Below are 25,502 nucleotides of genomic sequence, written 5' to 3' on the forward strand. Positions count from 1 at the left end.
GCGTCCGTCGAGCCTAACGCATCAGATCCTGCGCCGTCGCGTCCCTGCGAAACTTCCGTTGTGGAGGATCGGCATGCGGCAGCTGTACGGCCGCGGACACGAGATGATCGAGCTCCCGACGCATCGCGAAGCGGTTGCGCCTGCCGGATTTTCCCGCTTGAGTAAGATCAAACATCAAGCGTGGCCGTGTCCCAGACGCTCTTTCATTTCACGACCGAAGAGGAGGTTCGCCGTACGGCTCAGTTCCGTCGCGACATGTTCGAAGGCTCGGGCAACCTCGATGAGGACACCCTGGCCGTCGATGAGGATTTCGACGCCAGCTCCAATTGCGTCGTCGTCGGAATTGTGGAGCGCGACGAGATCATGGCCGTGATGCGAATTCATGTTCTCGGGGGCAAGGTGAGGACATCTCCCGCGCACCACGTCTTTCCCGACGTGCTTGGCCCTGAACTGGACCGAGGGGTTCGGATCGTCGATTCCAGCGGGTTCTGCGTACGGTCGGCGCTGTCCAGGGAGCGGATCGATGCGGCGTACAGGCTGCTCGCCGTGTCCATCCACATCGCCGGACGGCTCTCGCCGTCAAAGATGATCGCGACGGCGCGCGGAAAGCACGGCCTGTTCTATCGGCACGTCTTCGGCGGAAGGTTGGCGTGCGAGGCCCGGAGCTATCCCGGGCGGCGTCATCCGCTTTCCCTCTACATTCAGGACACCGGCGATCTTGTCGCCCGGTTGGACAACAGGGGCGAGCGCCGCTTCCAGCTCGACGGGGCGGACCGCGCGATCGTCGACGGCGCGTTGAAAACGGTCATGGACCGAAGGGGAGAGGGATGATGGCGCAGCTGGACGAGGTTGATCCGCCCCGGACGCTGCGAATGGCCGGCGGGATCATCCGCCATATCGAGGCCCTGATCGCCCAGACATCGCCCGTGGGGGACAGCCACTTCTTCGATCCGGCCCTGTTTCCTTGGACGTCCGTGCTCGAGGCGGCCCATCCGGATATCGTGCGGGAACTGGCGGCGTTGACCGCCAACCTGGACGAGGTGCCGGGGTTCGAAGTGATCTCCACGGACCAGGAAAAACTCACCAACGACGGCCGCTGGAAAACCTACTTCTTCCGCGGCTACGGCGTCGATTTTCCGGACAACTGCCAAGCCTGCCCCAGGACGTGGGCGGCGTTGCGGAAGATACCGCGGATGACCACCGCCTTCTTCTCGATACTCGAGCCGATGAAGCGGATTCCGCCCCATCGCGGTCCTTACAAGGGCGTCCTTCGCTATCACCTCGGCCTGGTGGTGCCTCGCGCCGCCGAGAACGCCTGGCTGGACGTCGGGGGTGAGCGCCGCCATTGGCGGGCTGGAGGAAGCCTCGTCTTCGACGACAGCTTTGTCCACAGCGCGGGCAATGACACGGATGAGATCAGGGTCGTCCTCTTCGTGGACTTCGTCAGGCCTCTGCCGTTCCCGGTTTCCCTGCTCAACGAACTGGTGATCGGCCTTATCAGCCGATCGCCCTATGTGCGTGAGGCAAAGCAGAACTACGACGACTGGCGGGCCCGACGCCGTGAGGGCGCCCGGTGATTCTAGTGCGCCGCGCCCTTGACCGCCGTGGTGAAGGCGCTGTCGTCCATGAGCCCGCCGGCCAGGGCGGCGGCGAACACCACGCACCCGCCGATGATAAAGAGGACGACCAGCAGCTTCAGGACGCGTTTCACGCGACCTCGATGCGGTAGCTTTCGATCACGGTGTTGGCGAGCAGCTGCTCGCACATCTTCTTGGTCTCGGCGGCGGGGTCGCCTTCGCCGTTGAAATCGAACTCGATCAGCTTGCCGACGCGGGCGTTGGCCACGCCGCCCCAGCCCAGACCGTTCAGCGCGCCTTCGACGGCCTTGCCCTGAACATCCAGCACGCCGGGTTTCAGGAACACATGCACCTTCACCTTGGCCATTAGTGCAGTCCCCCCTGAATCACCGTCGGCATGCCCTTCATGATTCCCAGGCGACGCGCGACTTCCGTATAGCTTTCGATGACATTGCCCAGATCGCGGCGGAAGCGGTCCTTGTCCAGCTTCTCACCGGTTGTGGTGTCCCACAGACGGCAGCTGTCCGGGCTGATCTCGTCGGCCAGGATCACCCGGGCGAAATCGTTCTCCCAGATGCGGCCGAACTCGATCTTGAAGTCCACCAGGGTGATGCCGACGGCGCCGAACATGCCCGACAGATAGTCGTTCACCCGCACGGTCATCGCCAGGATGTCGTCCAGCTCCTGGGTCGAGGCCCAGTTGAAGGCGGTGATGTGCTCTTCGGTGACCATCGGGTCGTTGAGCTCGTCCTTCTTCAGGTAGAACTCGATGATCGAGCGGGGCAGGGGCGTGCCTTCCGCGATGCCCAGGCGCTGGCTCATCGAGCCGGCCACGACGTTGCGGCACACCACTTCCAGCGGAATGATCTCAACTTCGCGGATCAGCTGCTCGCGCAGGTTCAGCCGCTTGATGAAGTGATTGGTCACGCCGATGCCGTTCAGGCGCGACATGACGAATTCGCTGATCTGGTTGTTGATGACGCCCTTGCCCTCGAGTTGGGCCTTCTTCTCGCCGTTGAAGGCAGTGGCGTCGTCCTTGAAATACTGGATCAGGGTGCCGGGCTCAGGTCCTTCGTACAGGATCTTTGCCTTGCCCTCGTAGAGCTTCTTGCGCTTGACGTTCATGGGGTCTCGTCCGGGCGGGGCCTCGTCAGAAACGAAAATCGCGCGGCCAGCGCGTAGGTCTGGTCAGCGCGATCCGGAATCGGGCGGGCGGGTAAAATCGTCGCGGTCTCCTTAGCGGAAGCCGGTGCTGGATACAAACGGCGGGCGTCGACGACACCGTCGTACGGCATGCCGCCGCAACCCGGCGGGTTCCGGTTGCGTTCGGCTCACGGGGGGCTATAGACACCCCGACGCGGCCACTCCCTGGGCCGCCTGACGGAGCCTGCGGACGCCCATGACTACCTTCGACGATCGGGAAAAGGGCTTCGAGTCCAAGTTCGCACTCGATCAGGAACAGGAATTCAAGGCCGTCGCCCGCCGCAACAAGCTGCTGGGTCTGTGGGCCGCCGAGAAGATGGGCCTGTCCGCCGATAGCGCCGCCCAGTACGCCGGAGCGGTCGTGAAAGCCGATTTCGAGCAGCCGGGCGAGGAAGACGTCTACCGCAAGATCGCCCAGGACCTCGAAGGCGCCGGCCTGACCGTCTCGGAAGGTGAAATCCGCCGCAAGATGGACGAGCTGTCGTCGGTCGCGCGCGAGCAGATCCGCAACGGCGAATAAGCCGACGCCTGAGAATGTAGAAAAGGCCGCCCCTCACAGGGCGGCCTTTGTCGTTTCAGGACGATATGGGTGCGGAATTACTTGGGCATCAGCACCGTATCGATGACGTGAACGATGCCGTTCGACTGGCCGACGTCGGCCTGCGTGATCGTCGAGCGACCGCCGTTTTCATCCGTGATGACCCAGGTGCCGTTCGGGCCCGCGGTGACGGTCAGCGCGCCGCCTTCTACGGTCGTCAGCGTCGCCGTGCCGCCGTTGGCCTGGGCTTGAGCGGCGATATCGGCGGCGGTCAGCCGGCCGGGGACGACGTGATAGGTCAGGATTTTGGTCAGGTCGGCTTTGCCTGCCGGCGCCATCAGGCTTTCTCGTGCTGCGACCGGCACCTTCTCGAAGGCGGCGTTGTCCGGTGCGAAGACGGTGAAGGGGCCGGCTCCGCCAAGCGTTTCGGCCAGACCGGCGGCCTGAACGGCGGCGACCAGGGTCGTCAGGTTCGACGCCTTGGCCGCATTGGTCACGATCGTATCGTTCGGGCTCATGGCGGCGCCGCCGACCATCGGGTCCTGCGTGGCGGAAGCCGTCGCTTCGACCGCGGCCTTGTCGGCGGGTGCGGCCTCTTCCGCATTGCTGCAGGCGGCGATCAGAAGGGTCGAGGTGGCGGCCGCGGCGATAAGTGCGCTGTAGCGGGTGATTTTCATCATGATGCTTCTTCCTGAGATGACGCTCGGGGGCGGCGTCATGGAAGGCTTACGTTCCGAGTTCCGCATTGGATGGCCGCTGCGTCAATCGGACCGGATCAGGCTCTTTCGATCCAGGATCCCAACACCGCCCAGCGCGTGGCCTTTTCATCCCGGGCGAGCGTGTAGGCGGGGCTGGACGACGGCAGGTCGATCAGGGCCAGCCCCTCCACCCCTTCCAGAGAGCGCCGTCCGATCTTGGCCGCTGTCCCGCCGTTGAACGCCACGGCCCTCAACGCGGGCAATCCGGCGATGAGGCGCTTCAGGTCCGCCGTCTCGGCGTTTCGGATGTCCGCGTCCAGGCTGCCCTTGCGCTCGGCGCCTGAGATCACATCCCAAAGCCCGACGTGCGCCGCCCGCAGCGCCTCCAGCCGATCAGGGTAGGGAAGGCCGGTCAGGTCGCGCCCGACCACCCCGCCGACCAGCCGCCAAAAGGCGTTCTGTGGATGGCCGTAATACTGCCCGGCCTTCAGCGAGGCGTCGCCGGGCAGGCTGCCCAGAATCAGCAGGCGAGTGTCGGCGTCCACGACCGGATCGAAGGCGCGCTTGCGCGGCCCGTCTTCAGCGCCCGGCATTTCTCATCCAGCCGACGACGGACAGCCGCGGCCCCTGGGCGTAGGCGGCCACGGGGGCGACGGAGTGATACTGGGGGACGTCGAACAGTGTCAGGGTGTTCCAGCGCGGAGCGTGGCCGCGGATCACGTCGCCGGCCGCATCGTGGAACAGCAGCTGGCCGCCCCAGTCGGCGCGCCACGTCCGGGTCAGGCCCAGCGTATAGGCCACCAGCCGGTCGCTGGCCTCGGAGCCGACGTCGTTGTGCAGGCCGATGAAGTCGCCGGGCCGGTAGCGGGTCAGCTGGCCGTCCGCCTTGACGATGTCCTGCCGTCCCGTGACGGTCACGCCAAGCTTCACGAAGGCGTCGTTCAGGAACTCGGTCAGGCCGTGGATCGGATGCCCCGGATCGCGGCCGGCCAGATAGGCGGTGATCAGCGGATAGGCCAGGTACAGGAAGCCGTAGCCGGCGCCCGCCTTGGTCATCATCGCGCGCAGCCGCTGCTGCAGGGCCGCGTCGCCCTGGGCCAGGATCTGGTCCCGGTTCAGCACGGCGGGACGGCCGTCCTCGCCCTGGAAGGCCAGGTCCCAGTCGATGCGGGTCTCCAGCAGCGTCGCCAGATACTCCGCCGTCTCCGGCTCGAAGATGTCGGCGATCTGGACCCATCCGTCGCGTTTGTAACTCGCCGCCGCGGCGGCCAGGTCCAGGTCGGGATTGATCCGGATCGGCGGATTGCTCATCAGTCGGCGCCGAACACCCGGGCGAACACCGTGTCCACGTGCTTGGTGTGGTAGCCGAGGTCGAACAGGGCCTCTAGCTGGCTTTCCGGCAGGGTCACCCGCGCGTCGGCCTTCAGGAAGTCCAGGAACCGGCCCTCGCCGCGCCAGACCTTCATGGCGTTCTCCTGCACGGCGGCGTAGGCGTCCTCGCGGCTCACCCCCGCCTGCGTCAGGGCCAGCATGACCCGCTGCGAGTGCACCAGCCCGCCCAGCAGGTCGATGTTCTTCTGCATGTTCTCGGGATAGATGTTCAGGCGCTCGACCACGTTCGCCAGGCGGTGCAGGGCGAAATCCAGATGGATGGTGGCGTCCGGCCCGATGCCGCGCTCGACCGACGAGTGGCTGATGTCCCGCTCGTGCCAGAGCGCAACATTTTCCATGGCGGGCACGACCGCCGAGCGCACCAGACGGGCCAGGCCGGTCAGGTTCTCGGTCAGGATCGGATTGCGCTTGTGCGGCATGGCCGACGAGCCCTTCTGGCCCTTGTCGAAAAATTCCTCGGCTTCGAGGACTTCCGTGCGCTGCAGGTGGCGGATCTCGGTGGCCAGGCGCTCGATCGACGAGGCGACCACGCCCAGCGCGGCGAAGAAGGCCGCATGACGGTCGCGCGGGATCACCTGGGTCGAGACCGGCTCGACCTGCAGGCCCATCTTCTCGGCCACATAGGCCTCCACCGCCGGATCGACGTTGGCGAAGGTGCCCACGGCGCCCGAGATGGCGCAGGTGGCGATCTCTTCCTTGGCCGTCAGGAGGCGGCGCTTCGCCCGCTGGAACTCGGCGTGATAGCCGGCCAGCTTCAGGCCGAAGGTGATCGGCTCGGCGTGGATGCCGTGGCTGCGGCCGACTTCCGGCGTGAACTTGTGTTCCTTGGCGCGGGTCTCCAGCGCGGCCAGCACCCGGTCGACGCCGCCGATCAGCAGGTCCGACGCCCGCGCCAGCTGCACGGCGAAACAGGTGTCCAGCACGTCCGAGGAAGTCATGCCCTGGTGCAGGAAACGGGCTTCCTCGCCCACGATTTCCGACACATGGGTCAGGAAGGCGATGACGTCATGCTTGGTGGTGCGCTCGATCTCGTCGATGCGGTCGGCGTCGAACACCGCGTCCTTGCCCTTGGCCCAGATGGCCTCGGCGGCGTCTGTCGGAATCACCCCCAGCTCGGCCATCTTGGTGGCGGCGTGGGCCTCGATCTCGAACCAGATCTTGTACTTGGTCTCTTGCGACCAGATGGCGACGGCGTCGGGGCGGGAATAGCGCGTGATCATGGATGCGCCGTGTCGGTGCGGGGGGCGTCCGAGTCAAGCGTCGCTTGTGCTCCCGGCCAACAAACTCGGTCGCGCGCGGCCGCCGTCCGTCCTATGAGCGGTGCAACTGACGGAGGGGACTTCTCATGGAACTGATCATCGGCCCGCGCCTCTATTCGACCTGGTCCCTGCGGCCCTGGCTGGTGCTCAAGCGCTGCGGCGCGGACTTCGTCACCACCGAGATCGACATCTATTCCGAGGCCGGCCAGATCGAGCTGGCGCGCATCTCGCCCTCGCGCCTGGTCCCCCTGCTCAAGGTCGACGGCGAGACCGTCTGGGACTCCATGGCCATCTCGGTCTGGGCGGCCGAACGCTATCCGGAGGCGAAGCTGTGGCCCGCCGACGCCCACGCCCGCTGGCTGGCCCGGTCGGCGGCCTGCGAGATGCACGGCGGCTTCACGGCGCTGCGAACCCACTGCGGCATGGGGCCGGATCACACCATGGTCGGTCCGGACCGTTCGCCCCTGCCGTCCGATCCGGGGCTGGAGCGCGACATCCGCCGGCTGGTCTCGCTGTTCACGGAGATGCGCGGCCGCTTCGGCGCCGGCGGGCCCTATCTGTTCGGAGCATGGTCCGTGCCGGACGCCTTCTTCACCCCGGTCGCCACCCGCTTCCGCCACTTCCAGGTCGATCTGGCCGACTTCGGCGACGACGGGACAGCCCAGGCCTACTGCGACGTCCTGCTGGCCCAGCCCGACTTCCTGGAATGGGCGGCCGAAGCGTTGCGTTAACCGCACACCCGAACCCGACCTTAAGACAACGGCGGTATGTCTGGAGCCCCATGAACGCCGACGCGTTCGAGGTCCGTCATGTCCATGCAAGCCGAACAGCCCGTCGCCCGTCGTCCCAGCCTGCTGGTCTATGGCCTGCTGATCGTCGTCGCCTGCTGCCTTCCGGCCCTGCTGCTGGCGGGGATCTAGCCGCCCGTCGGCTGCACCGAGGCCACTTCCAGCGGCTGCGCCGGAGCGGGCGGAGGCACGTAATCCAGGCTCAGCGGGGCCAGGGTCGCGCCTCCGGCCACGGCGTCCAGGGTATTCAGCGGACGGCCGTTCATGCGCTGATAGATCCAGTAGGCCGCGACCACCTTCTCCACGTAGTCGCGGGCCTGGGGCACGTCGATCGTCTCGATCAGCAGCAGCGGGTCGGCGTCCGGTCCCAGCTTGCGTACCGCCGCCATCATCGGCCCGGGCCCGGCGTTGTACGAGGCCGCGACGCGCAGCAGGTCGCCGTTGATCTCGGGCAGGGCCAGCACGCGGTTCACATAGGCCTGGCCCATACGGGCGTTGACCGACGGATCGAACAGCCGGTCCGGCGCGCTGACGAAGCCGCGGTCGCCCGACAGCTCGGCCGCGGTGGTCGGCATCACCTGCATCAGGCCATAGGCCCCGGCGCCCGAGCGGGCGCGGGCGTTGAAGCTCGTCTCCTTGCGGGCGATCGCATAGACCAGCGAGCGTTCGATGGTGAAGCCGCCCTCCGGCTCGATCACCGGCTGGGCGTAGTTGTTGGCGTCGATGCGGCGGACGTCGTTGTCCGACCCCATCACCCGCGGGCCCAGCGCGCGGCCGAGCGCGGCCCACAGCTGGCGGGCGCGGTCGGTGACGGCGGAGCGCATGCCGGTGCGCAGCTCGTCGCGGGCGTCGGTGCGGCGGCCGACCTCGTAGAAGGCCACGGTGCGACGCGCGCGCGGCTCGGACCGCACGAACTCTTCCAGCTCGTCGGCGTCGACCCCAACCGGTTCGTCCGGCGTATAGGCGGCCTGCTGCAGGGTCGCGACGCCGTAGGGGCGCGGCCCCATATTCTCGATGGTCGGTTCTTCGCCCAGCTGGCGCAGGGCGATCTGGCCGTAGAAGGTCGCCGGCCACATGGCGGCGCGGCGCAACAGCGGCTGCACCCGATCCTGCTGGCTCGACCGCGCGGCCGAGCGCGCGGCCCAGAAGGCGGCGCCGGCGCGAACCCAGCCGTCCTCGGTCGGATCGTTCAGCACGCGCTCGAAGGCGGTGGCGGCCGCGCCGAACTCGCCTAGCCGGTACTGGGCCAGGGCCACGGTCCACCAGTCGCCGATCTCCTGTCCGATGACCACGGCGCCGGCCAGGTCGTCGCGGTTCAGCGCGACGCGGGCGGCCTTCATCGGATCGCCCTCGGTGTTCTGGCCGGCGGCCGAGGCGGCGGCCCAGCTCCGGTTCGAGAAGCGGGACGGACGGCGCGGCTCGGGCGCCCCGTCAGGACGGCGGCGCAGGGCCAGATTGTAGGCGCGGTCGGCGCAGGGCAGGTCGTAATATTCCTCCAGCCACGCCGCCAGTTCCTCATAGGTGGCGGTGTAGTCGGCGTGGAACATCCGCTCGAACTCGACCTGGCCCAGCAGGACGCGGTCCTGGGCCTGCCGGGCTGAAGCGCGGGCGGCGTCCAGGTCCCCGCGGCGCAGGGCGTCGAAGGCGGTGGTGTAGCTCAGGCGGTCCGCGGCGCTCAGCGCGGACGGCGCGCGGCGGTCGTCGTCGGAGGCGTGCGCCGCCGCGCCGAAGGCGGCGAGCGCGATGGCCAGCGTCGGCGCGAGGATCGCGCGGCGGAAAAATACAGGCACTGAGGCGGCCCCCCTGAGAGCGGTTGCGGGATCGTCTCGATTCGATCCTTTGGGCCGCTGTTCGTTCGGTCGTCAGGCCAGAAAGGCGCCACGGCCTCGACCCATGTCAAGATTTGCCCGATTTTTGGGGCGCTTTTGCGTCGCGAAGGTTAACGGGATTCGAAGGCGTCCAGCCGCGCCGCCAGCGCCAGCAGGTCGGCCCAGGCCGCCTTCTTGGCCATCGGAGTGCGCAGCAGGAAGGCGGGGTGGAAGGTCGGCAACACGGGCGCCGAGACATTGCCCTCGGCCAGCCGCCATTCCTTCCAGTGCCCGCGCAGCCGCATGATGCCCTCGTCGGTCCCCAGCACGGACTTCGACGCCGCCGCGCCTAGCAGCAGGACGGCCTTCGGCTGCAGCAGGGCGAAGGCCCGCTCCACGAAGGGGGCGCAGGCGGCCTGCTCCGCCGGGGTCGGCGTCCGGTTGCCCGGCGGCCGCCAGAAGACGGTGTTGGTGATGAACACCCGGTCCTTCAGCCCGGCCTCGGCCAGCATCCGGTCCAGCAACTGGCCCGCCTTGCCGACGAAGGGCTGGCCGCGCGCATCCTCGTCCGCGCCTGGACCTTCGCCGATGATCATGACCGGAGCCTGCGGATCGCCGCGCGAGAACACTGACTGTCGCGCCCCCATGTCCTTCAGCGGACAGCCCGTGAAGGCGGCGATGGCCTCGCCCAGCGCTTCCAGCGTCTCGGCTCCGGCGGCCAGGCGGCGCGCCTCGGACGCCGCATCGCCTACCGACGGGGCCGCCACCACCGAGGCGGTGGCCTTGGCCACGGCCTTCACGGCGGGCGGCGGGGCCACGTGGGTGCGGTCGACTGGCGCGTCCTCAAAACAGCCGTCGACCCCCGCGTCGCGCCAGAAGGCGAGCAGGCTTTCGGCGGCTGCGGTGTCGAGAGTTGCGGCGTTCATGTCGGTCCGCACAGGGATAGTCCTTGACCGCCCCCGCGTCACCTTCCGATAAGCGACGGCAGGGAAGACCATACGCATAACGAGGACATCGGGCATGGCCGAAGCCGAGATCGAAGGCGGCGCGACGAACGCCTGGGAAGAGGCGGTGATCGACAAGCTGCCGCCCGCCGAGGCCCTGGCGGGCGTCGAGCGCGAGATCATGGAATATGACGTCGTCATCGTCGGCGGCGGCCCCGCGGGCCTTTCGGCGGCCATCCGCCTGAAACAGCGGGCGGAAAAGGACGGCAAGGACATCTCCGTCGCCGTGCTGGAGAAGTCCGCCGAGATCGGCGGCCACATCCTGTCGGGGGCCGTCATCGATCCCAAGGCGCTGAACGAGCTGTTCCCCGACTGGAAGGAACGCGGCGCGCCGCTGGAGACGCCGGTCAGGAAGGACAAATTCCTGCTGCTCGGGCCGCAGGGCGTCGTGTCCCTGCCGATGTTCGCCTTCCCGCCGCTGATGCACAATCACGGCTGCTACATCGCCTCGCTGGGCAACGTCGCCCGCTGGCTGGGCGAGCAGGCCGAGGCCATGGGCGTCGAGGTCTATCCCGGCATGGCCGCCAGCCACGTGGTCTGGGACGAGCCGACCGGCCGGGTGAAGGGCGTCGTCGCCGGCGTTTTCGGCATCGACCGCGAGGGCAAGCCGACCGGCGAGTTCCAGCCCGGCATCGAACTGCACGGCAAATACGTCTTCATCGCCGAGGGCGTGCGCGGTTCGCTGGCCAAGACCATCATGGCCCGTCACAACCTGTGCGACGGCTCCGATCCGCAGAAGTTCGGGATCGGCGTCAAGGAGCTGTGGCAGATCCCGGCTGACAAGCACCAGCCGGGCCTGGTCCAGCACTCGACCGGCTGGCCGCTGGACGAGTTCACCGGCGGCGGCAGCTTCCTCTACCATTTCGGCGATCGCTACGTGACCGTCGGCTATGTGGTTCACCTGAACTACAAGAACCCCTTCATCTCGCCCTTCGACGAGTTCCAGCGCTTCAAGCACCACCCCTCGATCGCCGAGCACCTGGAAGGGGGCACGCGCGTCTCCTACGGCGCCCGCGCCATCACCGAGGGCGGATTCCAGTCGGTGCCCAAGCTGGCCTTCCCCGGCGGCGCCCTGATCGGCTGTTCGGCGGGCTTCGTGAACGTGCCCCGCATCAAGGGCAGCCATAACGCCATGAAGACCGGCATGCTGGCCGCCGACGCCGCCTATGACGCCGTCATGGCCGGGCGTTCGGGCGACGAACTGGTCGCGTACCAGACGGCCTATGAGAACAGCTGGGTCCACAAGGAACTGAAGCTGGTCCGCAACGCCAAGCCCCTGCTGTCCAAGCTGGGCACCACCCTGGGCGGCGCGGCCGGCCTGTTCGACATGTGGTTCCAGACCCTGACCGGCGGCTTCTCGATCTTCGGTACGATGAAGCACACCAAGACCGACGCGGCGGCGACCGAGCCCGCCTCGAAGCACAAGCCGATCGCCTATCCCAAGCCGGACGGGAAGCTGTCGTTCGACAAGCTGTCGTCGGTCTTCATCTCCAACACCAACCACGCCGAGGACCAGCCCGCTCACCTGAAGCTGCTGGACCCGACCATCCCGATCCAGGTGAACCTGCCGAAGTACGGCGAGCCCGCGCGCCTCTACTGCCCGGCGGGCGTGTACGAGGTGCTGTACGACGCGGACGGCAAGTCCAATCCGCGCTTCCAGATCAACGCCCAGAACTGCGTCCACTGCAAAACCTGCGACATCAAGGATCCGTCGCAGAACATCGTCTGGACCACGCCGGAAGGCGGCGGCGGCCCCAACTATCCGAATATGTAAGCTCAAAACCCTCGCCCTCGCGGCGAGGGGCCTTGTCGCCGCCGCATAATGTGGGAAGGGTTGGCCCATGCGCCCTTCCTCGCTTCGCCTTCTCCTGTCCGGTTGCGCCCTGCTGGCGCTGACGTCTCCTGCCTTCGCGCAGGACGCGCCGATCGTCGTCGATCCGCCCCTGAACGGGCCCGTCGCGCCGGTTCCGGCGAACGGGGACGCCGTCGATCCGGCCCGCATCCATCCGCCCGCCGTCGTGCCGGTCGATGAGCCCGTCGCCGAGGCGGAACCCGCCGCGCCGCCGATCCCCGCCGTCTGGGCGCCCGTTCCCGTCGACGCCCGGGGCCAGTCGGCCTACGGTCTCTATCTGTCGGGTCGCATCGCCGGATTCCGCGGCGAGGGGGCCGAGGCCGCCCGCCTCATCGCCGAAAGCCAGCAGCTGACGCCCGAGCAGCCGCTGCTGCAGAGCGAGACCTTCCTGACCAGCCTGTTCAACGGCGACCTCGGCACCGTCGTGCGCCTGACCTCGACGGTGGAGGCCACGCCCGAGCTGGCCGACGCCGGCCGCCTGGTCTCCATCGTCAGCGCCCTGAACCAGGGCGACGGGCGCGCGGCCTGGGCCTCGCTCAACAGCCAGCCGCTGGGTCAGCCCTTCACCATCGTCGGCCTGTTCATGGCGCCGTCGCTGGCCGCCGCCGCCGGGGACTGGGACACCGCCCTGAAGCCGGTCGAGACCCCGGCCGGCGACCCCACCGGCCTGGTCCTGCGCCTGCAGCGCGCGCAGCTGCTGGAAGGCCGCCGCCGCTATGACGAGGCCGACGCCGAGTACAAGACGCTGGTGGCCATTCCCAACGGCGCCCGCCTGTACAGCGTCGACTATGGCGAGTTCCTCGAACGCCGCGGCCGCCGAGAGGAGGCCGTGGCCCAATACCGCGCCTCCCTGACCGGTCCGGCGCCGGATCCCTCCGCCCTCGACGGACTGGAGCGCGCCGCCGCCCGCCGCCGCCCGCCGCCCGCGCCGACCCCGCGCGACGGCGTCGCCGACGCCCTGGACTTCGCCTCGATCGTCGCCGGCGAGCGTCAGGACCACAAGCTGACCGCCATCCTGCTGCGTCTGGCCGAGACCCTGCGCCCCTCGGACATGACCACCCTGCGCCTCGGAATGGCGCTGGCGGCGGACGGGCAGGAGGAGCCCGCCCGTCAGGCCCTCGCCCGCGTGGGGTCGGCCAACGACATCATCTACGCCGGCGCCCAGTACAACATCGGCCTCAGCTACCAGCGCGAGGAGCGGAACGAAGAGGCGCTGGCCGCTTTCGGTCGCGCCCAGGCCGCCGCGCCGGAGCAGAGCCGCACCACCCTGTCCTTCGCCGGTCAGCTGATGGCCATGAACCGCTTCGAGGAGGCGCTGGCCATCCTCAACCGTGCGGAGATCAACACCCCGGACCAGTCCGCCGATGTTCGCTTCCTGCGCGGCGCGGCCCTGGAAGCCCTCGGCCGGGTCGATGAGGCCGAGACTGAGCTGTGGACCGCCCTTCAGGCCCATCCTGACAGCCCGATCCTGCTCAACCACCTCGGCTATCTGTGGGTCGACAGCGGCCGCCGGGTCGAGCAGGGCGCCGAGATGATCGCCCGCGCCCACGCCGCCCAGCCCGACGACGGCAACATCCAGGACTCCCTCGGCTGGTCCCAGTACCGCCAGGGTCAGTACGAGGTCGCCGTGAACACGCTGGAAAGCGCGGTCGCCAAGGAGCCGGCCAACGCCGAGATCAACGACCATCTGGGTGACGCCTACTGGCAGGTCGGCCGCCGCCGCGAGGCCCAGTGGCAGTGGAGCCGGGTCCTGACCCTCGCCCCCGACGCCGAGCGCCGCGCCGAGGTGGAGCAGAAGCTGACCTCGGGTCTGACCGACCCGACCCCGGTGTCCGGAACCCAGCCTTGATCCATGGCTGACGCCCCGGCGCTCGCGCCCGCCAAGGTCAATCTGTTCCTGCACGTCGGCCCCGTCGACGCCGACGGCTACCATCCGCTGGCCAGCCTGGCGGCCTTCGCCGACGTGGGCGACCGGATCGCGGCCGCTCCGGCGGAGCGGCTGTCCCTGACCGTCACCGGCCCCTTCGCGGGCGGACTGGCGGGGGAGGGCGACAATCTGGTCCTGCGCGCCGTCCGGGCGCTGGCCCAGGCGGCGGGCGTGGGCGAGCCCGCCCTGGCCTTCACCCTCGACAAGCGCCTGCCGATCGCCGCCGGCCTAGGCGGCGGTTCGTCGGACGCGGGCGCGGCGCTCAAGCTGGCGCGCGACGCCCTGGCCCTGCCGCTCGACGACGACGCCCTGGCCCTGGTCGCCGCCGAGGTCGGCGCCGACGGCCCGATGTGCCTGCACGCCCGCGCCGCCTGGGCCGAGGGCCGGGGCGACGTCCTGACGTTCGAGCCGTCCCTGCCGCCGATGCCCGCCGTCCTGATCAATCCCGGCCGGCCCTCGCCGACGGGGGCGGTCTATCGCGCCTATGACGCCGGCCCGCCCGCCGCCGCCGACCGTCCCGCGCCGCCGCCGTCGTGGGCGCTGGACCCCGTGCTCAGCTGGTTGGCGGCGCAGCGCAACGACCTGCAGGCCTCCGCCGTCGCCCTGGAGCCCGCCATCGGCGCGGCGCTGGAGGCCGCCGCTGGCCTGCCCGGGGTTCGCTTCGCGCGCATGTCCGGATCGGGCGCGACCGTCTTCGCCTTGTTCGACACCGCCGCCGAGGCCGATACGGCCGCGCGGCGCCTGTCCGACAGCCGTTCGGACTGGTGGGTGAAGTCAACGATACTCGCCTGATATGTGGCGATATTCGAGGTTATTGACCTCATGGTGCCGGTATTGTGCCGCTCGCCGACAAATGGCCCAGACAATACCTTGGCCGTTTCGATGAACAGTGGATGATCAATCCCCATATGGAACTCAAGGCCCTGCTTGGGTCTTGAACGCTGCAGTCAAGCGTACTTCAGGTCGTCACCGACTCCCCCGGCGACCGGATTCTTCATTGCAAGGGATACTGTCATGCTTCGCACTCAACTGCTGACCGCCGCTGCCGCCGCCGCCCTGCTGGCCGGCCCCGCCTTCGCCCAGGAGGCGACGCCGAGCCCCGCTCCGGCGCCGCAGCAGCAGCCCGCCGCCCAGCCCGCGCCCGCGGCCGCCCCCGCCGCTACTCCGGCCCCGGCCGCCGCCCAGGCCAACAATGTCGTCGACGTGCTCCGCGCGCAGGGAAACTTCACAACCCTGCTGACCGCCCTGGATCAGGCGCAACTGACCCAGACCCTCAGCACCCGCCCGGCGATCACCATCTTCGCCCCGACCGATGAGGCCTTCGCCGCCCTGCCGGAAGCGGACCGCACGCGCCTGCTCGACCCGGCCAACGCTCAGGAGCTGCGCAGCCTGCTGCTCTACCACGTGATCGTGTCTGACGTGTCGTCCAGCCAGATCACCGGCGCGCGCGGCGGGGTCGAGACCGCCGCCCGCAGCCAGGTGCTGCTGGACGGCACCGGCGACGCCATCAAGGTCGACGGCGCCACCGTCACCCGCGCCGACATCGACGCGTCCAACGGCGCTGTCTTCGCCATCGACAAGGTCCTGAACCCGGCCCAGTCGCTGGCCGCCATGGGCGACGAGGAAGCCGCCGCGGCCGCTGACGAGGCCGCCCCGGCCCCGGCGGAGGAGGCCACCCCGCCGCTGCCCGCGACCGAGGCTCCGGCCCCGACCGCGCCCCCGTCGCCGGCGGCCGCCAACCCGACGCCGAACCCGACCGGGATCACCGAGACCCAGCGTCCGGCCTCGCCCGGCGCCACCGCCCCGAACGGCCAGCCGTCGGCGACGACCACCACGGTCCAGTCGCCGCCGGTCCAGAACCCGACCGACGGTCAGGTCGATGGCGACGAGGATCCCGCCAATCCGGCGCCGACCCCCACGCCCACGCCGAACTGATCCGGGCCACAGACTGACGAAGGCGGCGGGTTCCGGCCCGCCGCCTTTTTCGTGTTCGCCTTTCTCTTGCGCGCTTAACCGTCGGAAAACCGGTGGTGGATTAGGCTGTGGGCATGGAAACGCTCACGCCCGCCCACATCGCCGCGTTCGAGGCCGTTCTGGACAGGGTCCCGTCTGAGGACCGCGCCCGCCTCCATGCGTTCAAGGCCGCCGCCGCCGACGCGGCCGCCGCCTCGGCCCCGCACTGGGATTTCGACCAGCCCGGCCACCGCGCCGAGGAGGCCCTGCAGGCCGCCTTCGGCCCAGCCCTGACCGACGACCACCGCCGCGCCTTGGTGGCGATCTGGGCGCTGGAGATGCCGGCGCGGGTCCCCGCCGCCGACCTGCCTCAGGCTTCGCTCGAACTCTATCCCCAGTGGATCGACCGGCTCGCCGCCTTCCTGACTGAGGGCGCGAACCCCTACGATCGCGACTTCTGGGCCAAAGACGTGCGCATCGCGCTGGTCCTCAGCGTGCCCGGCGCCCGCACCCAGATGATCGACCTTTCCTCGCCCATGGGGCCGGGCCAGATCCTGCGCCACGCCCGCGAAGGCTGGGGCTGGTCGGTGATCCCGGCCTACGCCGCCGCCCAGGCCTGGAAGCCCTGGCTGGAGGTCCATACCGAAAGCCGCGAGCTCAGCGACTTCAACGAAGCCGGCTGGGACCGCGCCTGGGCCACCGCCGCCGAGATCCTCAAGCGCCGCCCCGAGATGGCGGGCATGCTGGGCTCATCCTGGTTCTACGATCCGCCGCTGGAGCAGATCAGCCCGCGCCTGGCCTATCTGCGCGTCAATCCGCTCAAGCACGGCGCCTTCCTGGTCCACCAGGGCCCGGGCGACATCCACACCCAGCGCGCCGCCACCAGCTCCCCCACCCGCGCCGCGATGATCGAAAAGGGCGAATACACCGCCCGCTCCTGGATCGTCGCCTGGCCCCGCGCCGCCCTGATCAGATGGGCGGACGGCCGCAAGACGGAGCTGGCGCAGGCGGCCTGAGGTTCCCCGGCGGCCGACACGTCCAATCCTGACGCGTCGGCGTGCCAGACTCCGCCCCATGACCGGCGCGCATCCGCACTCTTCGCACCCCGTTTTTCTGCGTCGCGATCCGAACGCTTCGGACGCATCGGACGGTGTTTTCCACCCGTCCGAACGGGGCGGCTCAGCCCGCCGCCATCGCCCGCCACGCCTCGCCCACCGGCCGAACCTCCAGCCCGGCGGCCTTGGCCAGCCGGATCACACGGTCCAGATCGTCGGGGGTGCAGCCATAGTCGGTCGGGTCGTCAGACACGTCGTGCGCATAGGCCGTCAGCCAGCCCTTCGACGCCGCCGCCCCGGCCATCAGGCCTTCGAGATCGTAGTGGGGCAGGCGGCGGCTCTCCAGCCCGATGGACTTGATCAGTCCCCGGTCCTCTCGCCCCGCATTGACCCCGTCGCGCACGCCCCGGCCCAGGTCGAACCGCCCGCGCACGTGGCGTTTGGCCGTCAGGGTGGCGTCGCCGAACGGATAGGCGAAGGTCGTCATCGCGTACCCACCCAGCCGCTCGCTCACCCAGGCCGCATTGGCGTCCAGGCTCAGCTTCAGCGCCTCGGCGTCCATCCGCAGCACGCTGGTGTGGCCCCAGGTATGACAGCCGACCTCGTGCCCGGCCGCGTGCAGCTCCTGCAGGTGGCGCACCTGGAACTGGTCCCGGTCCATGTTCCGCCCGCCGGCCAGCCCGCCGCAGACATAGTAGGTCGCCTTGATCCCGTGCTCGGCCAGGATCGGCCCCGCCTCGGTCCAGGCCGTCGCGGGAATGTCGTCGAAGCTCAGCGAGAACACGCCCTTCGCCGGGGCGATCTGCACCGCATCCACCTCGAGATAACGAGCCGCCCGCCGGCGCATCTGGTCGATCTGCTTCATGGGTACAGACTGCACCCAAGGCGCTTAAAGAACCGTGTGGCGGGCTTCACCTTGCCCCACAAAGGCCCGCCGTCTAGGGTCCGCGCCTCTCATTTTGCGACTGCGAACAGCTCCACGTGACCACCGAACCGCTCGCCTTCCAGGACCTCATCCTGACGCTCCACAAATACTGGGGCGATCAGGGCTGCGCGATCCTCCAGCCCTATGACATCGAGGTCGGCGCGGGCACGCTCCACCCGGCCACCGTCCTGTGCGCGCTCGGCCCCAAGCCGTGGAAGGCCGCCTACGTCCAGCCCAGCCGCCGCCCGGGCGACGGCCGCTATGGCGAGAACCCCAATCGGCTCCAACATTATTATCAATATCAAGTGCTTCTGAAGCCGAACCCGGACAATCTGCAGGAGCTCTACCTCGGCTCGCTGCGCGCCATCGGCATCGATCCCAGCCTGCACGACATCCGCTTTGTCGAGGACGACTGGGAGAACCCCACCGTCGGCGCCTGGGGCCTGGGCTGGGAGGTCTGGTGCGACGGCATGGAGGTGACGCAGTTCACCTACTTCCAGGGCGTCGGCGGCATCGAGGTCGACGTCGTCTCGGGCGAGCTGACCTACGGGCTGGAGCGCCTGGCCATGTACGTCCAGGGCGTCGACAACGTCTACGACCTGAAGTTCACCAAGGAGGGCGTCACCTACGGCGAGGTCTTCCTCGAGAACGAGCGCCAGCAGTCGGAAGCCAATTTCCACGGCTACGACGTCGATGGCCTGAAGCGCCGCTTCGAGGACATGGTCGCCGAGGTCTCCAACCTGCTGGCCATGACGGGTCCGCAGGGCCAGCAGCTTGTCCTGCCCGCCTACGACCAGGTCCTGAAGGCGTCCCACCTGTTCAACCTGATGGACGCCCGCGGCGCCATCGCCGTCGCCGAACGCCAGAGCTACATCGGCCGCATCCGCGAGCTGTGTAAGGCCTGCGCCACGGCCTATGTGGAACGCGAGAGGGCTGAGGCGTGAGCATCTCTTCCCCCCTTCCCCTCGAGGGGGAAGGGGCCGGGGGATGGGGTGGCGGCAGTGCTTGTCAGGATGTAGCGCGTGAGGCGTTGTCGGCAGGGAGGGCTTCGATGGTGGAATATGACCGCTTCACCGGTCCTGACCGGATCAAGCCGGGCGGCGCTCAACGCGGCCGCCGTCTGCGCGCGTCTCCGACCCATGCCGAAGCGAAGCTTTGGGAGCGCCTTCGCCGCCTCGATATACGCATTCGCCGACAGGCTCCTCTGGGCGGCTATGTGGTCGACTTCGTGTGCCTTAGGGCCAAGCTGGTGATCGAGGTCGATGGCGGCGTTCACGAACTCACAGACGTCGCTCTACGTGATCTCGACCGCGATACCTGGCTGAAGAGCCAAGGTTTCCGTGTCCTCCGGATCCCCAATGCCCGTATCGACAAGGAACTCGATACGGTCGTCAGCGAGATCGAGGCCGCTGTCCGCGCCTCCGTGCCGACCCTCAAACAGCCTGCCACCACCCCATCCCAACCCTTCCCCCTCGAGGGGAAGGGCTTTAGCGACTTGTGATGCCCCAACTCCTCCTCGAACTCTTCTCCGAAGAAATCCCCGCCCGTATGCAGCAGGGCGCCGCGCGCGACCTGGAGCGGATGGCCGCCGAACGGCTGAAGGCCGCCGGGCTGTCGTACGAGGCGCTGACCACCTTCGGCGGCCCGCGCCGCCTGACCCTGGTCGTCGAGGGTCTGCCGACCGCCACGCCCGACCGCGAGGAAGAGCTGAAGGGCCCGCGCGCCAACGCCCCCGAACAGGCGCTGGACGGCTTCCTGCGCAAGACCGGCCTGACCCGCGACCAGCTGGTCGAGCGCGACGGCGTCCTGTTCGCCGTCATCAGCCAGAAGGGCCGGGCCACCGCCGACCTGATCCCCGAGATGGTCGACCAGATCGTCCGCGCCTTCCCCTGGCCCAAGTCGATGCGCTGGGGCTCCGGCACGCTGCGCTGGATTCGTCCGTTGAAGCGGATCGTCGCCCTGTTCGACGGCCATGTGGTCCCGTTCGACATCGACGGCATTCAGAGCGGCGACACGACCGAGGGCCACCGCTTCCTCGGCTCGGGCAAGCCCTTCACGGTCAAGGATTTCGCCGACTACCGCGGCAAACTGGAGCGGGAGTTCGTCCTGCTGGACGTCGCCGACCGCAAGCTGCGCATCCTCGAAGCCGCGAAAAAGGTCTGTTCGGACAAGAGGCTGGCCCTCGTCGATGACGACGGCCTGCTGGACGAGGTCGCCGGCCTGGCCGAATGGCCGACCCCGATCCTGGGCGACATGGACCCGCAGTTCCTCGACCTGCCGATGGAAGTCGTGCGCCTGTCGATGAAGGTGCATCAGAAGTATTTCGCCGTATCCGGGCGAATGGACGGAGTTCGAGATGACGGTTCGATCGTGAAAGGGGCATTGGTCCTTTCTCCGAACTTCGTCGTCGTCGCCAACGTCGAGGCCTCGGACGGCGGCAAGGCCCTGGCCGCCGGCAACAGCCGCGTGCTGAGCGCCCGCCTGAACGACGCCCGCTTCTTCTGGGACGAGGACCTGAAGACCGGCTTCGACGCCTGGTCGAAGAAGCTGTCCGGCGTCACCTTCCACGCCAAGCTGGGCACCCTGGCCGAGCGCGTCGAGCGCATCGCGGCCCTGGCCCGCGAGATCGCTCCTCTGGTCGGCGCTGATCCGGATCAGGCCGAGGCCGCCGCGCGCTTGTCCAAGGCTGATCTCGCCTCGGGCATGGTCAGCGAATTCCCGGAACTGCAGGGCGTGATGGGCGGCTACTACGCCCGCGCCTTCGGCCAACCCGACGCCATCGCCGACGCCGTCCGCGACCACTACAAGCCGCAGGGCCCTTCGGACTCGGTCCCGACCGCCCCGCTGACGGTGGCGGTCTCCCTGGCAGACAAGCTCGACACCCTCGTCGGCTTCTTCGCCATCGACGAGAAGCCGACCGGCTCCAAGGACCCGTTCGCCCTGCGCCGTGCCGCGCTAGGCGTGATCCGGCTGGTGTTGGAGGGGGGAGCCAGAATCCGACTTCGTGATCTGCTGCCTGACATCTGGCGAGTCTACTTCAACCAGGCTTGGGATCGAGCGAACCCGCAGTCCGCCTTGGACAAAGCTAAGCAGCGGCGTTTCTACGCCGAGTTGGATATTGCCGCTCAGGAAGAGGATATTGAGCGCTTCGCTCAACTCGCTCGTTCGCAACGTCCGCTCGAAAATTGGCATGACACGTCTGAGGCGGCCCTCGCCTTCTTCGCCGACCGCTTGAAGGTCCTCCTGCGCGACCAGGGCAAGCGCCACGATCTCGTGGACGCCGTCTTCGCGCTCGGCGACGACGACCTCGTCCGCATCGTGCGCCGCGTGGAGGCTCTCGACGCCTTCCTGGCCACCGACGACGGGGCCAATCTGCTGGCGGGCTACAAGCGCGCGTCCAACATCCTTAAGGCCGAGGAGAAGAAGGGACCCGTTCCGACCGGCATGGTCAGCACCGGCCTGCCGAACCAGCCGGAGCCCGAGACCGCCCTGGCCTTCGCCACCGCCGCCGGCGCGACCGCCGTGGACGCCGCGCTGGAGACCGAGGACTTCGCCGCCGCCATGAAGGCCCTGGCGTCGCTCCGCGCCCCGGTCGACGCCTTCTTCACCCATGTGATGGTCAACTCGGATGTCGCCGAGGAGCGCGACAACCGCCTGAAGCTGCTGGGTCAGGTCCGCGCGGTCATGGGCCGCGTCGCCGACTTCGGCCAGATCGCGGGGTAGGGGGAGAAAAAGCGGGACGGCGAACCGTCCCGCCCGCTCATGCCGGGATCAACATTCCCAGCTGGTGTAGTCGTACGAGTCGCCCATCGTCAGGTCCGGCCAGCCGTTGTAGCCGTCCCAGGATTCCCAGCCGTCGCAGCCCATGTAGTTGGTCGAGACCAGCTGGCCGTTGATGTAATAGGTATACATATACCCCATCGTCTGGGGTCCCCAGTAGTAGCTGGTCTGCGCCGCGGCCGGGCTTGCCGCGGCCGCTGCGATCGAGCCCGCCAGGGCGGTCAGAAGCAGGATACGGGGAAGTTTCATCGTCCACTCTCCAAAGTCTGCCATGCCCTGCTGATGCAGGGCCGACGGCACGCTCGGGTGACGATCAGGGGTTGTCAATGCCAGGCCCTCACCCGTTCTGGTCGTTAACGACGCCAGGGGCGGAATTTCAGGGACTTGGCCTCAGGGCCGTCTCGCCAGCCCCGGCTGATCCATGAAGGCGGCGTCCAGTCCGTAGCCGGCGAACCGCGCCAGCCGCTCCCGCAGGCGCCCGTGGCTTGCGGGTTCAGCCCCGACCCGGTCCGCCTCCGGCAGGAAGACGTTCTCGGCCCGGAAGGTCCAGGCGGCGACCTTCAGCCCCGCCGCGTGGGCGTCCGCGATCAACGAGGACGGCGCGCCCGGCGTCGGCTCGATCATCGCCGTGTCGGCCCCGATCCAGTCGGCATAGGCCTTCACCGCCGCGAGCCCCCCGGGCGTCGCCATCGCCGCATAGGTCAGCGCCGGCCGGTCCGCCGGGCCGTCTTCGCCGGCCATCAGCTGCAGCAGGGGCGTGTCGATCCGGGCGCTCAGCCGCTCCAGCGGCCCGACCTCGAAGCACTGGACCAGCACCGGCGCGGTCGCGCCCGTCAGCCCGCGTCGCTCCAGCACCGCCACGAAAGCGTCCTCCATCGGCAGGCCCAGGGCGGCGAAGTGCGAGGGGTGCTTCAGCTCCGGCGCGACGCCGATGGTCCGGCCGGTCCGCGCCGAGGCCTCGCGGGCGATGTCCAGCACCTGCTCGAAGGTCAGGATCGGCTCCTGCCCGTCGAAGGCCGTTCCGCGCAACGCGGGCAGCCGCTCGCGGGCGCGCAGGGTCATCAGCTCGGCCAAGGTGAAGTCCTCGGTGAACCAGCCTGTCACGGACTCCCCGTCGATGTCGCGGGTCGTGCGGCGGTCGGCGAACTCCGGATGGGCGGCCACGTCGGTGGTTCCGCCGATCTCGTTCTCGTGCCGGACCACCAGGATCCCGTCGCGGGTCATGACCAGGTCGGGCTCGATGATGTCGGCGCCCTGCTCGATGGCCCGCTCGTAGGCCATGCGGGTGTGCTCGGGCCGTTCGCCCGAGGCGCCGCGGTGGGCGATGATCAGCACGTCGGCCACGGCGGGGCTCGCGGTCAGCAACAGAAGGGCGGTCAGAATGATCCGGAACATGGCGCAGCGATAGCGCAGCCGGACGACAGGCCGGTGAAGGCCTAGGCCCCCAGGATCCAGCCTTCTTCCTGCTCGACCCGTGCGATCAGGCCCTCGTCCGCGCCCTTGGGCGGGGCGAAGGCCTTCGCCAGGTCGCCGGCCTCATCCATCTTCGCCAGCGCCTCGGCGGTGGTGCGCACCTGGGCCTGGTCCTTGAACTCGCCCGCTTCCGGCTTGGCGTCGAACATCGACGGCCAGACCTCGACGACCACGGCCGACAGGGGCTCGACGTCCGCCGTGTCCAGCGCGCGCCAGCCGGTGCCGAACGGCCAGACGGCGCCCGACGGGCCCAGGCTCTCCAGCAGGCGGCGCACCATCGGGATGCCCACCAGCGTCTGGCCGCCGACGGCGCCGGCGCCGTGCATCTGCCAGACCGACTTGGGCTGCAGCTTGCCCTTGCGCACCGCGTCCTCTGTGGCGCGGAACTCGGGGATGTCGGCGCCGGCGCCCGCGGGCGGTTTGGTGGTGGTCAGCCAGCGCTGCGCCTGCTTGGCGGGCGCGCCCCACATCGGCCAGGCCTCGTCGGTCATCAGCCGGTTGATCTTGGCCGCGACCTGATAGCGGTTGTTGGTGTTGTCGGCCTTGTCGACGATGTTGGCGGCGATGAATTTCCACATCGCCGACCACGGCGTTCCGTCCAGCTTCAGCCGCGCCGCGGTGCCGGCCGGGTAGCCGAAGTTGAAGTCGAAGCCGACCAGCACCCGGTCGCCGCGCTTGCGGTGTTCCGAGACCAGCTTGTTAAGCAGGGCCTCGCCCTCGGCGCGCGTCGCGGTGTTGTGGGTCTCGGTGTAGAGGCGGAAGCGCACGTCGCGCTTGGCCACGCCGATCCACACCGACTGATCGCCCAGCTTCTTGCCCTCGGCGGCGGTCCAGTCGGCAATGATCACGGCGTCGAACAGGCGGGCCAAGGCGGCCTCCTTCAGGCTTACTCAAAACAGGTTGGGGGCGCTTCTAGCGCTCTCGCGTCGGGGGAGGAACCCCGCAGTCGCTCAACCCTTGAGAAGGGCTTCCAGATGCGACAGCCAGCGGCGGCCCAGCCGCAGCGCTTCGCCGGGCGAGCTGGTCTGGACGGGCAGGGTGGCGTCCCACAGGGCCAGCTCGAACTCGGGGTGGCGGGCGTCCGCGAACATCAGCCGCAGCACCACCTGCTCGGCGTCGGGGGCCAGGATGTCCAGCGACTTGCGCGCCTCGCCCCGGCGCACCCGGGCGACCACGTGGCCGTCGACGATGATCTCGCCGCCCTCGATCTCCTCAAAGGCGTAGACCAGTCCCGCCGCGCCTCGGTTCCACAGTACGGCGACCTGCGCCCCGTCGAAGTCCAGCCCGGCGGCGCGGCCCTCGGCGGGCGACAGGGCCTCGGCCTCGGGAACCGCGCCCAGCGATTTCAGCAGCGCCCGGCGCATCCGGCGCACGGGCTCCATCCACCAGACCAGCAGCAGCGCCCCGGTGGTCAGCGCCGCCGCGGCCAGCGCCACCAGCAGGACCACCCGGAACACCTCGCTCAAGGTTAGTCCTCCAGCTCGACAACCACGGGGACGTGGTCGGACGGCTTGTCCATGTCGCGGGCGTCCCGGTGGGTCTCGACGCCCCGGAACCGGTCCGCCGCCTGCGGCGACAGCAGGTGGAAGTCGATGCGGATGCCGTGGTCGCGCTGCCAGGCGCCGGCCTGATAGTCCCAGAAGGTGTAGGTTCCCGGCGGCTGCTTGCCCAGCTCGCCGGCATCGCTCAGGCCGAGGTAGCGCAGGGCGCGGAAGGCGGCGCGGCTCTCGGGCTGGAACAGCGCGTCGTTGACCCAGGCGGAGGGATTCTTGGCGTCCTCAGGCGTCGGGATGACGTTGTAGTCGCCGCACAGGGTGAAGGCCTCTTCCTGCGCCAGCAGGGTCCGGGCGTGGGCCTCCAGCCGCTCCATCCAGCCCAGCTTGTAGGCGAACTTGGGGCTCTCCACCGGATTGCCGTTGGGCAGGTAGAGACAGCCGACCCGCACCGGACGCGGGCATTCGATCAGGGCCTCGATGTAGCGGGAGTGGACACCCTCGTCCTCGACCCCGGACTGGTCCTCGCCGGGCAGGCCGCGACGGACCTCGGACATCGGGAATTTCGAGAGCAGGGCGACGCCGTTATAGGTCTTCTGCCCGTGGACCTCGACGTTGTAGCCGAGGCTTTCGAACGCTTCGCGGGGGAATTTCTCATCCACGCATTTGATTTCCTGGAAGCCGACGACGTCAGGCTGGGCCGCTTCCAGCCACGCCAGCACGGTGGGCAGGCGGGCGTTGACCGAATTCACGTTCCAGGTGGCGATGCGCATGGAG

27 protein-coding genes are annotated in these 25,502 nt (G+C 68.9%); 12 read left to right on the forward strand and 15 right to left on the reverse strand.

Going from position 1 to position 25,502, the window contains the following annotated elements:
- Nucleotides 1–186 precede the first annotated feature (186 nt).
- Together AC07NB_RS10585 and AC07NB_RS10590 are read left to right on the forward strand one after the other, a co-directional pair.
- On the forward strand, nt 187–831 hold the full coding sequence (locus tag AC07NB_RS10585) for an N-acyl amino acid synthase FeeM domain-containing protein (RefSeq protein ID WP_291834489.1): 645 nt from the start codon (nt 187–189) through the stop codon (nt 829–831).
- Nucleotides 831–1,577 carry an aspartyl/asparaginyl beta-hydroxylase domain-containing protein gene (locus AC07NB_RS10590; protein WP_494570804.1) on the forward strand — a complete coding sequence of 249 codons (747 nt, stop codon included), beginning with the start codon at nt 831–833 and terminating at the stop codon, nt 1,575–1,577. The genes AC07NB_RS10585 and AC07NB_RS10590 overlap by 1 nt, the downstream gene beginning before the upstream one ends.
- 2 nt (nt 1,578–1,579) lie before the next feature.
- Here AC07NB_RS10590 and AC07NB_RS10595 read toward each other — a convergent pair whose 3' ends face one another.
- The 3 genes from AC07NB_RS10595 to purC are packed head-to-tail and all read right to left on the reverse strand — an operon-like array spanning nt 1,580 to nt 2,702.
- Nucleotides 1,580–1,711, reverse strand: coding sequence for a hypothetical protein (locus AC07NB_RS10595; RefSeq protein WP_494570805.1), 132 nt, complete (start codon nt 1,709–1,711; stop codon nt 1,580–1,582).
- Entirely contained in the window at nt 1,708–1,944 is a 237-nt protein-coding gene (gene purS / locus AC07NB_RS10600) for a phosphoribosylformylglycinamidine synthase subunit PurS (protein WP_492312497.1), read from the reverse strand. The genes AC07NB_RS10595 and purS overlap by 4 nt, the downstream gene beginning before the upstream one ends.
- Nucleotides 1,944–2,702 (reverse strand): phosphoribosylaminoimidazolesuccinocarboxamide synthase, encoded by a 759-nt coding sequence (gene purC / locus AC07NB_RS10605; protein WP_492312498.1) that lies wholly within the window; start codon nt 2,700–2,702, stop codon nt 1,944–1,946. The genes purS and purC overlap by 1 nt, the downstream gene beginning before the upstream one ends.
- A 274-nt stretch (nt 2,703–2,976) precedes the next feature.
- Between purC and AC07NB_RS10610 the strand changes: the two genes are divergently transcribed.
- A complete protein-coding gene (locus AC07NB_RS10610) occupies nt 2,977–3,300 on the forward strand; it encodes a DUF1476 domain-containing protein (protein WP_291837765.1) in 324 nt (107 codons plus the stop codon).
- Between the two features lie 77 nt (nt 3,301–3,377).
- Here AC07NB_RS10610 and AC07NB_RS10615 read toward each other — a convergent pair whose 3' ends face one another.
- From AC07NB_RS10615 to purB, 4 genes are all read right to left on the reverse strand, one after another.
- A complete protein-coding gene (locus AC07NB_RS10615; RefSeq protein ID WP_492340524.1) occupies nt 3,378–3,998 on the reverse strand; it encodes a fasciclin domain-containing protein in 621 nt (206 codons plus the stop codon).
- A gap of 95 nt (nt 3,999–4,093) precedes the next feature.
- A complete protein-coding gene (locus tag AC07NB_RS10620; RefSeq protein WP_494570806.1) occupies nt 4,094–4,609 on the reverse strand; it encodes a DNA-deoxyinosine glycosylase in 516 nt (171 codons plus the stop codon).
- Nucleotides 4,596–5,327: a 2OG-Fe(II) oxygenase gene (locus AC07NB_RS10625; RefSeq protein WP_494570807.1), complete on the reverse strand. Its 732-nt coding sequence runs from the start codon at nt 5,325–5,327 to the stop codon at nt 4,596–4,598. Before AC07NB_RS10625 ends, AC07NB_RS10620 begins: the two co-directional genes overlap by 14 nt.
- Nucleotides 5,327–6,628: an adenylosuccinate lyase gene (gene purB / locus AC07NB_RS10630; RefSeq protein ID WP_291837775.1), complete on the reverse strand. Its 1,302-nt coding sequence runs from the start codon at nt 6,626–6,628 to the stop codon at nt 5,327–5,329. Before purB ends, AC07NB_RS10625 begins: the two co-directional genes overlap by 1 nt.
- A 125-nt stretch (nt 6,629–6,753) precedes the next feature.
- On the opposite strand from purB, the gene AC07NB_RS10635 reads away from it, so the two are divergent.
- On the forward strand, nt 6,754–7,398 hold the full coding sequence (locus AC07NB_RS10635; protein ID WP_291837778.1) for a glutathione S-transferase: 645 nt from the start codon (nt 6,754–6,756) through the stop codon (nt 7,396–7,398).
- A 185-nt stretch (nt 7,399–7,583) separates the two neighbouring features.
- On the opposite strand, the gene AC07NB_RS10640 is transcribed toward AC07NB_RS10635, so the two are convergent.
- A complete protein-coding gene (locus tag AC07NB_RS10640; protein ID WP_494570808.1) occupies nt 7,584–9,245 on the reverse strand; it encodes a lytic transglycosylase domain-containing protein in 1,662 nt (553 codons plus the stop codon).
- A 149-nt stretch (nt 9,246–9,394) separates the two neighbouring features.
- Nucleotides 9,395–10,189 carry a uracil-DNA glycosylase gene (locus AC07NB_RS10645; RefSeq protein WP_494570825.1) on the reverse strand — a complete coding sequence of 265 codons (795 nt, stop codon included), beginning with the start codon at nt 10,187–10,189 and terminating at the stop codon, nt 9,395–9,397.
- A gap of 199 nt (nt 10,190–10,388) precedes the next feature.
- On the opposite strand from AC07NB_RS10645, the gene AC07NB_RS10650 reads away from it, so the two are divergent.
- The 5 genes from AC07NB_RS10650 (at nt 10,389) to AC07NB_RS10670 (ending at nt 17,015) form a co-directional block, all read left to right on the forward strand.
- A complete protein-coding gene (locus tag AC07NB_RS10650) occupies nt 10,389–12,041 on the forward strand; it encodes an electron transfer flavoprotein-ubiquinone oxidoreductase (RefSeq protein ID WP_494570826.1) in 1,653 nt (550 codons plus the stop codon).
- Between the two features lie 67 nt (nt 12,042–12,108).
- On the forward strand, nt 12,109–13,968 hold the full coding sequence (locus AC07NB_RS10655; RefSeq protein ID WP_494570809.1) for a tetratricopeptide repeat protein: 1,860 nt from the start codon (nt 12,109–12,111) through the stop codon (nt 13,966–13,968).
- Nucleotides 13,969–13,971: 3 nt separating this feature from the next.
- Nucleotides 13,972–14,838, forward strand: coding sequence for a 4-(cytidine 5'-diphospho)-2-C-methyl-D-erythritol kinase (locus AC07NB_RS10660; RefSeq protein WP_494570810.1), 867 nt, complete (start codon nt 13,972–13,974; stop codon nt 14,836–14,838).
- Between the two features lie 222 nt (nt 14,839–15,060).
- Nucleotides 15,061–15,981, forward strand: a complete 921-nt coding sequence (locus tag AC07NB_RS10665; protein WP_494570811.1) for a fasciclin domain-containing protein — start codon at nt 15,061–15,063, stop codon at nt 15,979–15,981.
- 113 nt (nt 15,982–16,094) lie between these two features.
- Nucleotides 16,095–17,015, forward strand: a complete 921-nt coding sequence (locus AC07NB_RS10670) for a hypothetical protein (RefSeq protein ID WP_492312508.1) — start codon at nt 16,095–16,097, stop codon at nt 17,013–17,015.
- A 163-nt stretch (nt 17,016–17,178) separates the two neighbouring features.
- Here AC07NB_RS10670 and AC07NB_RS10675 read toward each other — a convergent pair whose 3' ends face one another.
- A complete protein-coding gene (locus tag AC07NB_RS10675) occupies nt 17,179–17,919 on the reverse strand; it encodes a polysaccharide deacetylase family protein (RefSeq protein WP_494570812.1) in 741 nt (246 codons plus the stop codon).
- A gap of 116 nt (nt 17,920–18,035) precedes the next feature.
- Here AC07NB_RS10675 and AC07NB_RS10680 point away from each other — a divergent pair, with 116 nt between their 5' ends.
- From AC07NB_RS10680 to glyS, 3 genes are all read left to right on the forward strand, one after another.
- Nucleotides 18,036–18,923 (forward strand): glycine--tRNA ligase subunit alpha, encoded by an 888-nt coding sequence (locus tag AC07NB_RS10680; RefSeq protein WP_494570813.1) that lies wholly within the window; start codon nt 18,036–18,038, stop codon nt 18,921–18,923.
- 107 nt (nt 18,924–19,030) lie between these two features.
- Nucleotides 19,031–19,480, forward strand: coding sequence for an endonuclease domain-containing protein (locus AC07NB_RS10685; RefSeq protein ID WP_494570814.1), 450 nt, complete (start codon nt 19,031–19,033; stop codon nt 19,478–19,480).
- On the forward strand, nt 19,480–21,702 hold the full coding sequence (gene glyS / locus AC07NB_RS10690; RefSeq protein WP_494570815.1) for a glycine--tRNA ligase subunit beta: 2,223 nt from the start codon (nt 19,480–19,482) through the stop codon (nt 21,700–21,702). The genes AC07NB_RS10685 and glyS overlap by 1 nt, the downstream gene beginning before the upstream one ends.
- Before the next feature lie 48 nt (nt 21,703–21,750).
- On the opposite strand, the gene AC07NB_RS10695 is transcribed toward glyS, so the two are convergent.
- The 5 genes from AC07NB_RS10695 to xth form a co-directional block, all read right to left on the reverse strand.
- Complete coding sequence (locus AC07NB_RS10695; protein WP_492312513.1) at nt 21,751–22,008, reverse strand: hypothetical protein; 258 nt, start codon at nt 22,006–22,008, stop codon at nt 21,751–21,753.
- Nucleotides 22,009–22,149: 141 nt separating this feature from the next.
- On the reverse strand, nt 22,150–23,154 hold the full coding sequence (locus AC07NB_RS10700; protein WP_494570816.1) for a glycerophosphodiester phosphodiesterase: 1,005 nt from the start codon (nt 23,152–23,154) through the stop codon (nt 22,150–22,152).
- Nucleotides 23,155–23,195: 41 nt separating this feature from the next.
- The gene (locus tag AC07NB_RS10705; protein WP_494570817.1) at nt 23,196–24,101 is read right to left on the reverse strand and encodes a cobalamin biosynthesis protein CbiG; all 906 of its coding nucleotides are present in this window, start codon (nt 24,099–24,101) and stop codon (nt 23,196–23,198) included.
- Between the two features lie 81 nt (nt 24,102–24,182).
- On the reverse strand, nt 24,183–24,689 hold the full coding sequence (locus AC07NB_RS10710) for a hypothetical protein (protein ID WP_291838819.1): 507 nt from the start codon (nt 24,687–24,689) through the stop codon (nt 24,183–24,185).
- Nucleotides 24,690–24,700: 11 nt separating this feature from the next.
- Nucleotides 24,701–25,498 carry an exodeoxyribonuclease III gene (gene xth / locus AC07NB_RS10715; protein WP_291838800.1) on the reverse strand — a complete coding sequence of 266 codons (798 nt, stop codon included), beginning with the start codon at nt 25,496–25,498 and terminating at the stop codon, nt 24,701–24,703.
- Nucleotides 25,499–25,502 lie beyond the last annotated feature (4 nt).

Source organism: Brevundimonas sp. GW821-FHT09G01, assembly GCF_059416065.1.

Bases quoted from the DNA above. Each gene is read 5' to 3' on its own strand.
- AC07NB_RS10655 (WP_494570809.1), top strand. From the start codon at position 12,109: ATGCGCCCTTCCTCGCTTCGCCTTCTCCTGTCCGGTTGCGCCCTGCTG.
- purS (WP_492312497.1), bottom strand. From the start codon at position 1,944: ATGGCCAAGGTGAAGGTGCATGTGTTCCTGAAACCCGGCGTGCTGGAT.
- AC07NB_RS10615 (WP_492340524.1), bottom strand. From the start codon at position 3,998: ATGATGAAAATCACCCGCTACAGCGCACTTATCGCCGCGGCCGCCACC.
- AC07NB_RS10665 (WP_494570811.1), top strand. From the start codon at position 15,061: ATGCTTCGCACTCAACTGCTGACCGCCGCTGCCGCCGCCGCCCTGCTG.
- xth (WP_291838800.1), bottom strand. From the start codon at position 25,498: ATGCGCATCGCCACCTGGAACGTGAATTCGGTCAACGCCCGCCTGCCC.
- AC07NB_RS10650 (WP_494570826.1), top strand. From the start codon at position 10,389: ATGGAATATGACGTCGTCATCGTCGGCGGCGGCCCCGCGGGCCTTTCG.
- purC (WP_492312498.1), bottom strand. From the start codon at position 2,702: ATGAACGTCAAGCGCAAGAAGCTCTACGAGGGCAAGGCAAAGATCCTG.
- AC07NB_RS10700 (WP_494570816.1), bottom strand. From the start codon at position 23,154: ATGTTCCGGATCATTCTGACCGCCCTTCTGTTGCTGACCGCGAGCCCC.
- AC07NB_RS10610 (WP_291837765.1), top strand. From the start codon at position 2,977: ATGACTACCTTCGACGATCGGGAAAAGGGCTTCGAGTCCAAGTTCGCA.
- AC07NB_RS10695 (WP_492312513.1), bottom strand. From the start codon at position 22,008: ATGAAACTTCCCCGTATCCTGCTTCTGACCGCCCTGGCGGGCTCGATC.
- AC07NB_RS10625 (WP_494570807.1), bottom strand. From the start codon at position 5,327: ATGAGCAATCCGCCGATCCGGATCAATCCCGACCTGGACCTGGCCGCC.
- purB (WP_291837775.1), bottom strand. From the start codon at position 6,628: ATGATCACGCGCTATTCCCGCCCCGACGCCGTCGCCATCTGGTCGCAA.
- AC07NB_RS10675 (WP_494570812.1), bottom strand. From the start codon at position 17,919: ATGAAGCAGATCGACCAGATGCGCCGGCGGGCGGCTCGTTATCTCGAG.
- AC07NB_RS10670 (WP_492312508.1), top strand. From the start codon at position 16,095: ATGGAAACGCTCACGCCCGCCCACATCGCCGCGTTCGAGGCCGTTCTG.
- AC07NB_RS10660 (WP_494570810.1), top strand. From the start codon at position 13,972: ATGGCTGACGCCCCGGCGCTCGCGCCCGCCAAGGTCAATCTGTTCCTG.
- AC07NB_RS10645 (WP_494570825.1), bottom strand. From the start codon at position 10,189: ATGAACGCCGCAACTCTCGACACCGCAGCCGCCGAAAGCCTGCTCGCC.
- AC07NB_RS10620 (WP_494570806.1), bottom strand. From the start codon at position 4,609: ATGCCGGGCGCTGAAGACGGGCCGCGCAAGCGCGCCTTCGATCCGGTC.
- AC07NB_RS10635 (WP_291837778.1), top strand. From the start codon at position 6,754: ATGGAACTGATCATCGGCCCGCGCCTCTATTCGACCTGGTCCCTGCGG.
- AC07NB_RS10590 (WP_494570804.1), top strand. From the start codon at position 831: ATGGCGCAGCTGGACGAGGTTGATCCGCCCCGGACGCTGCGAATGGCC.
- glyS (WP_494570815.1), top strand. From the start codon at position 19,480: ATGCCCCAACTCCTCCTCGAACTCTTCTCCGAAGAAATCCCCGCCCGT.
- AC07NB_RS10685 (WP_494570814.1), top strand. From the start codon at position 19,031: ATGGTGGAATATGACCGCTTCACCGGTCCTGACCGGATCAAGCCGGGC.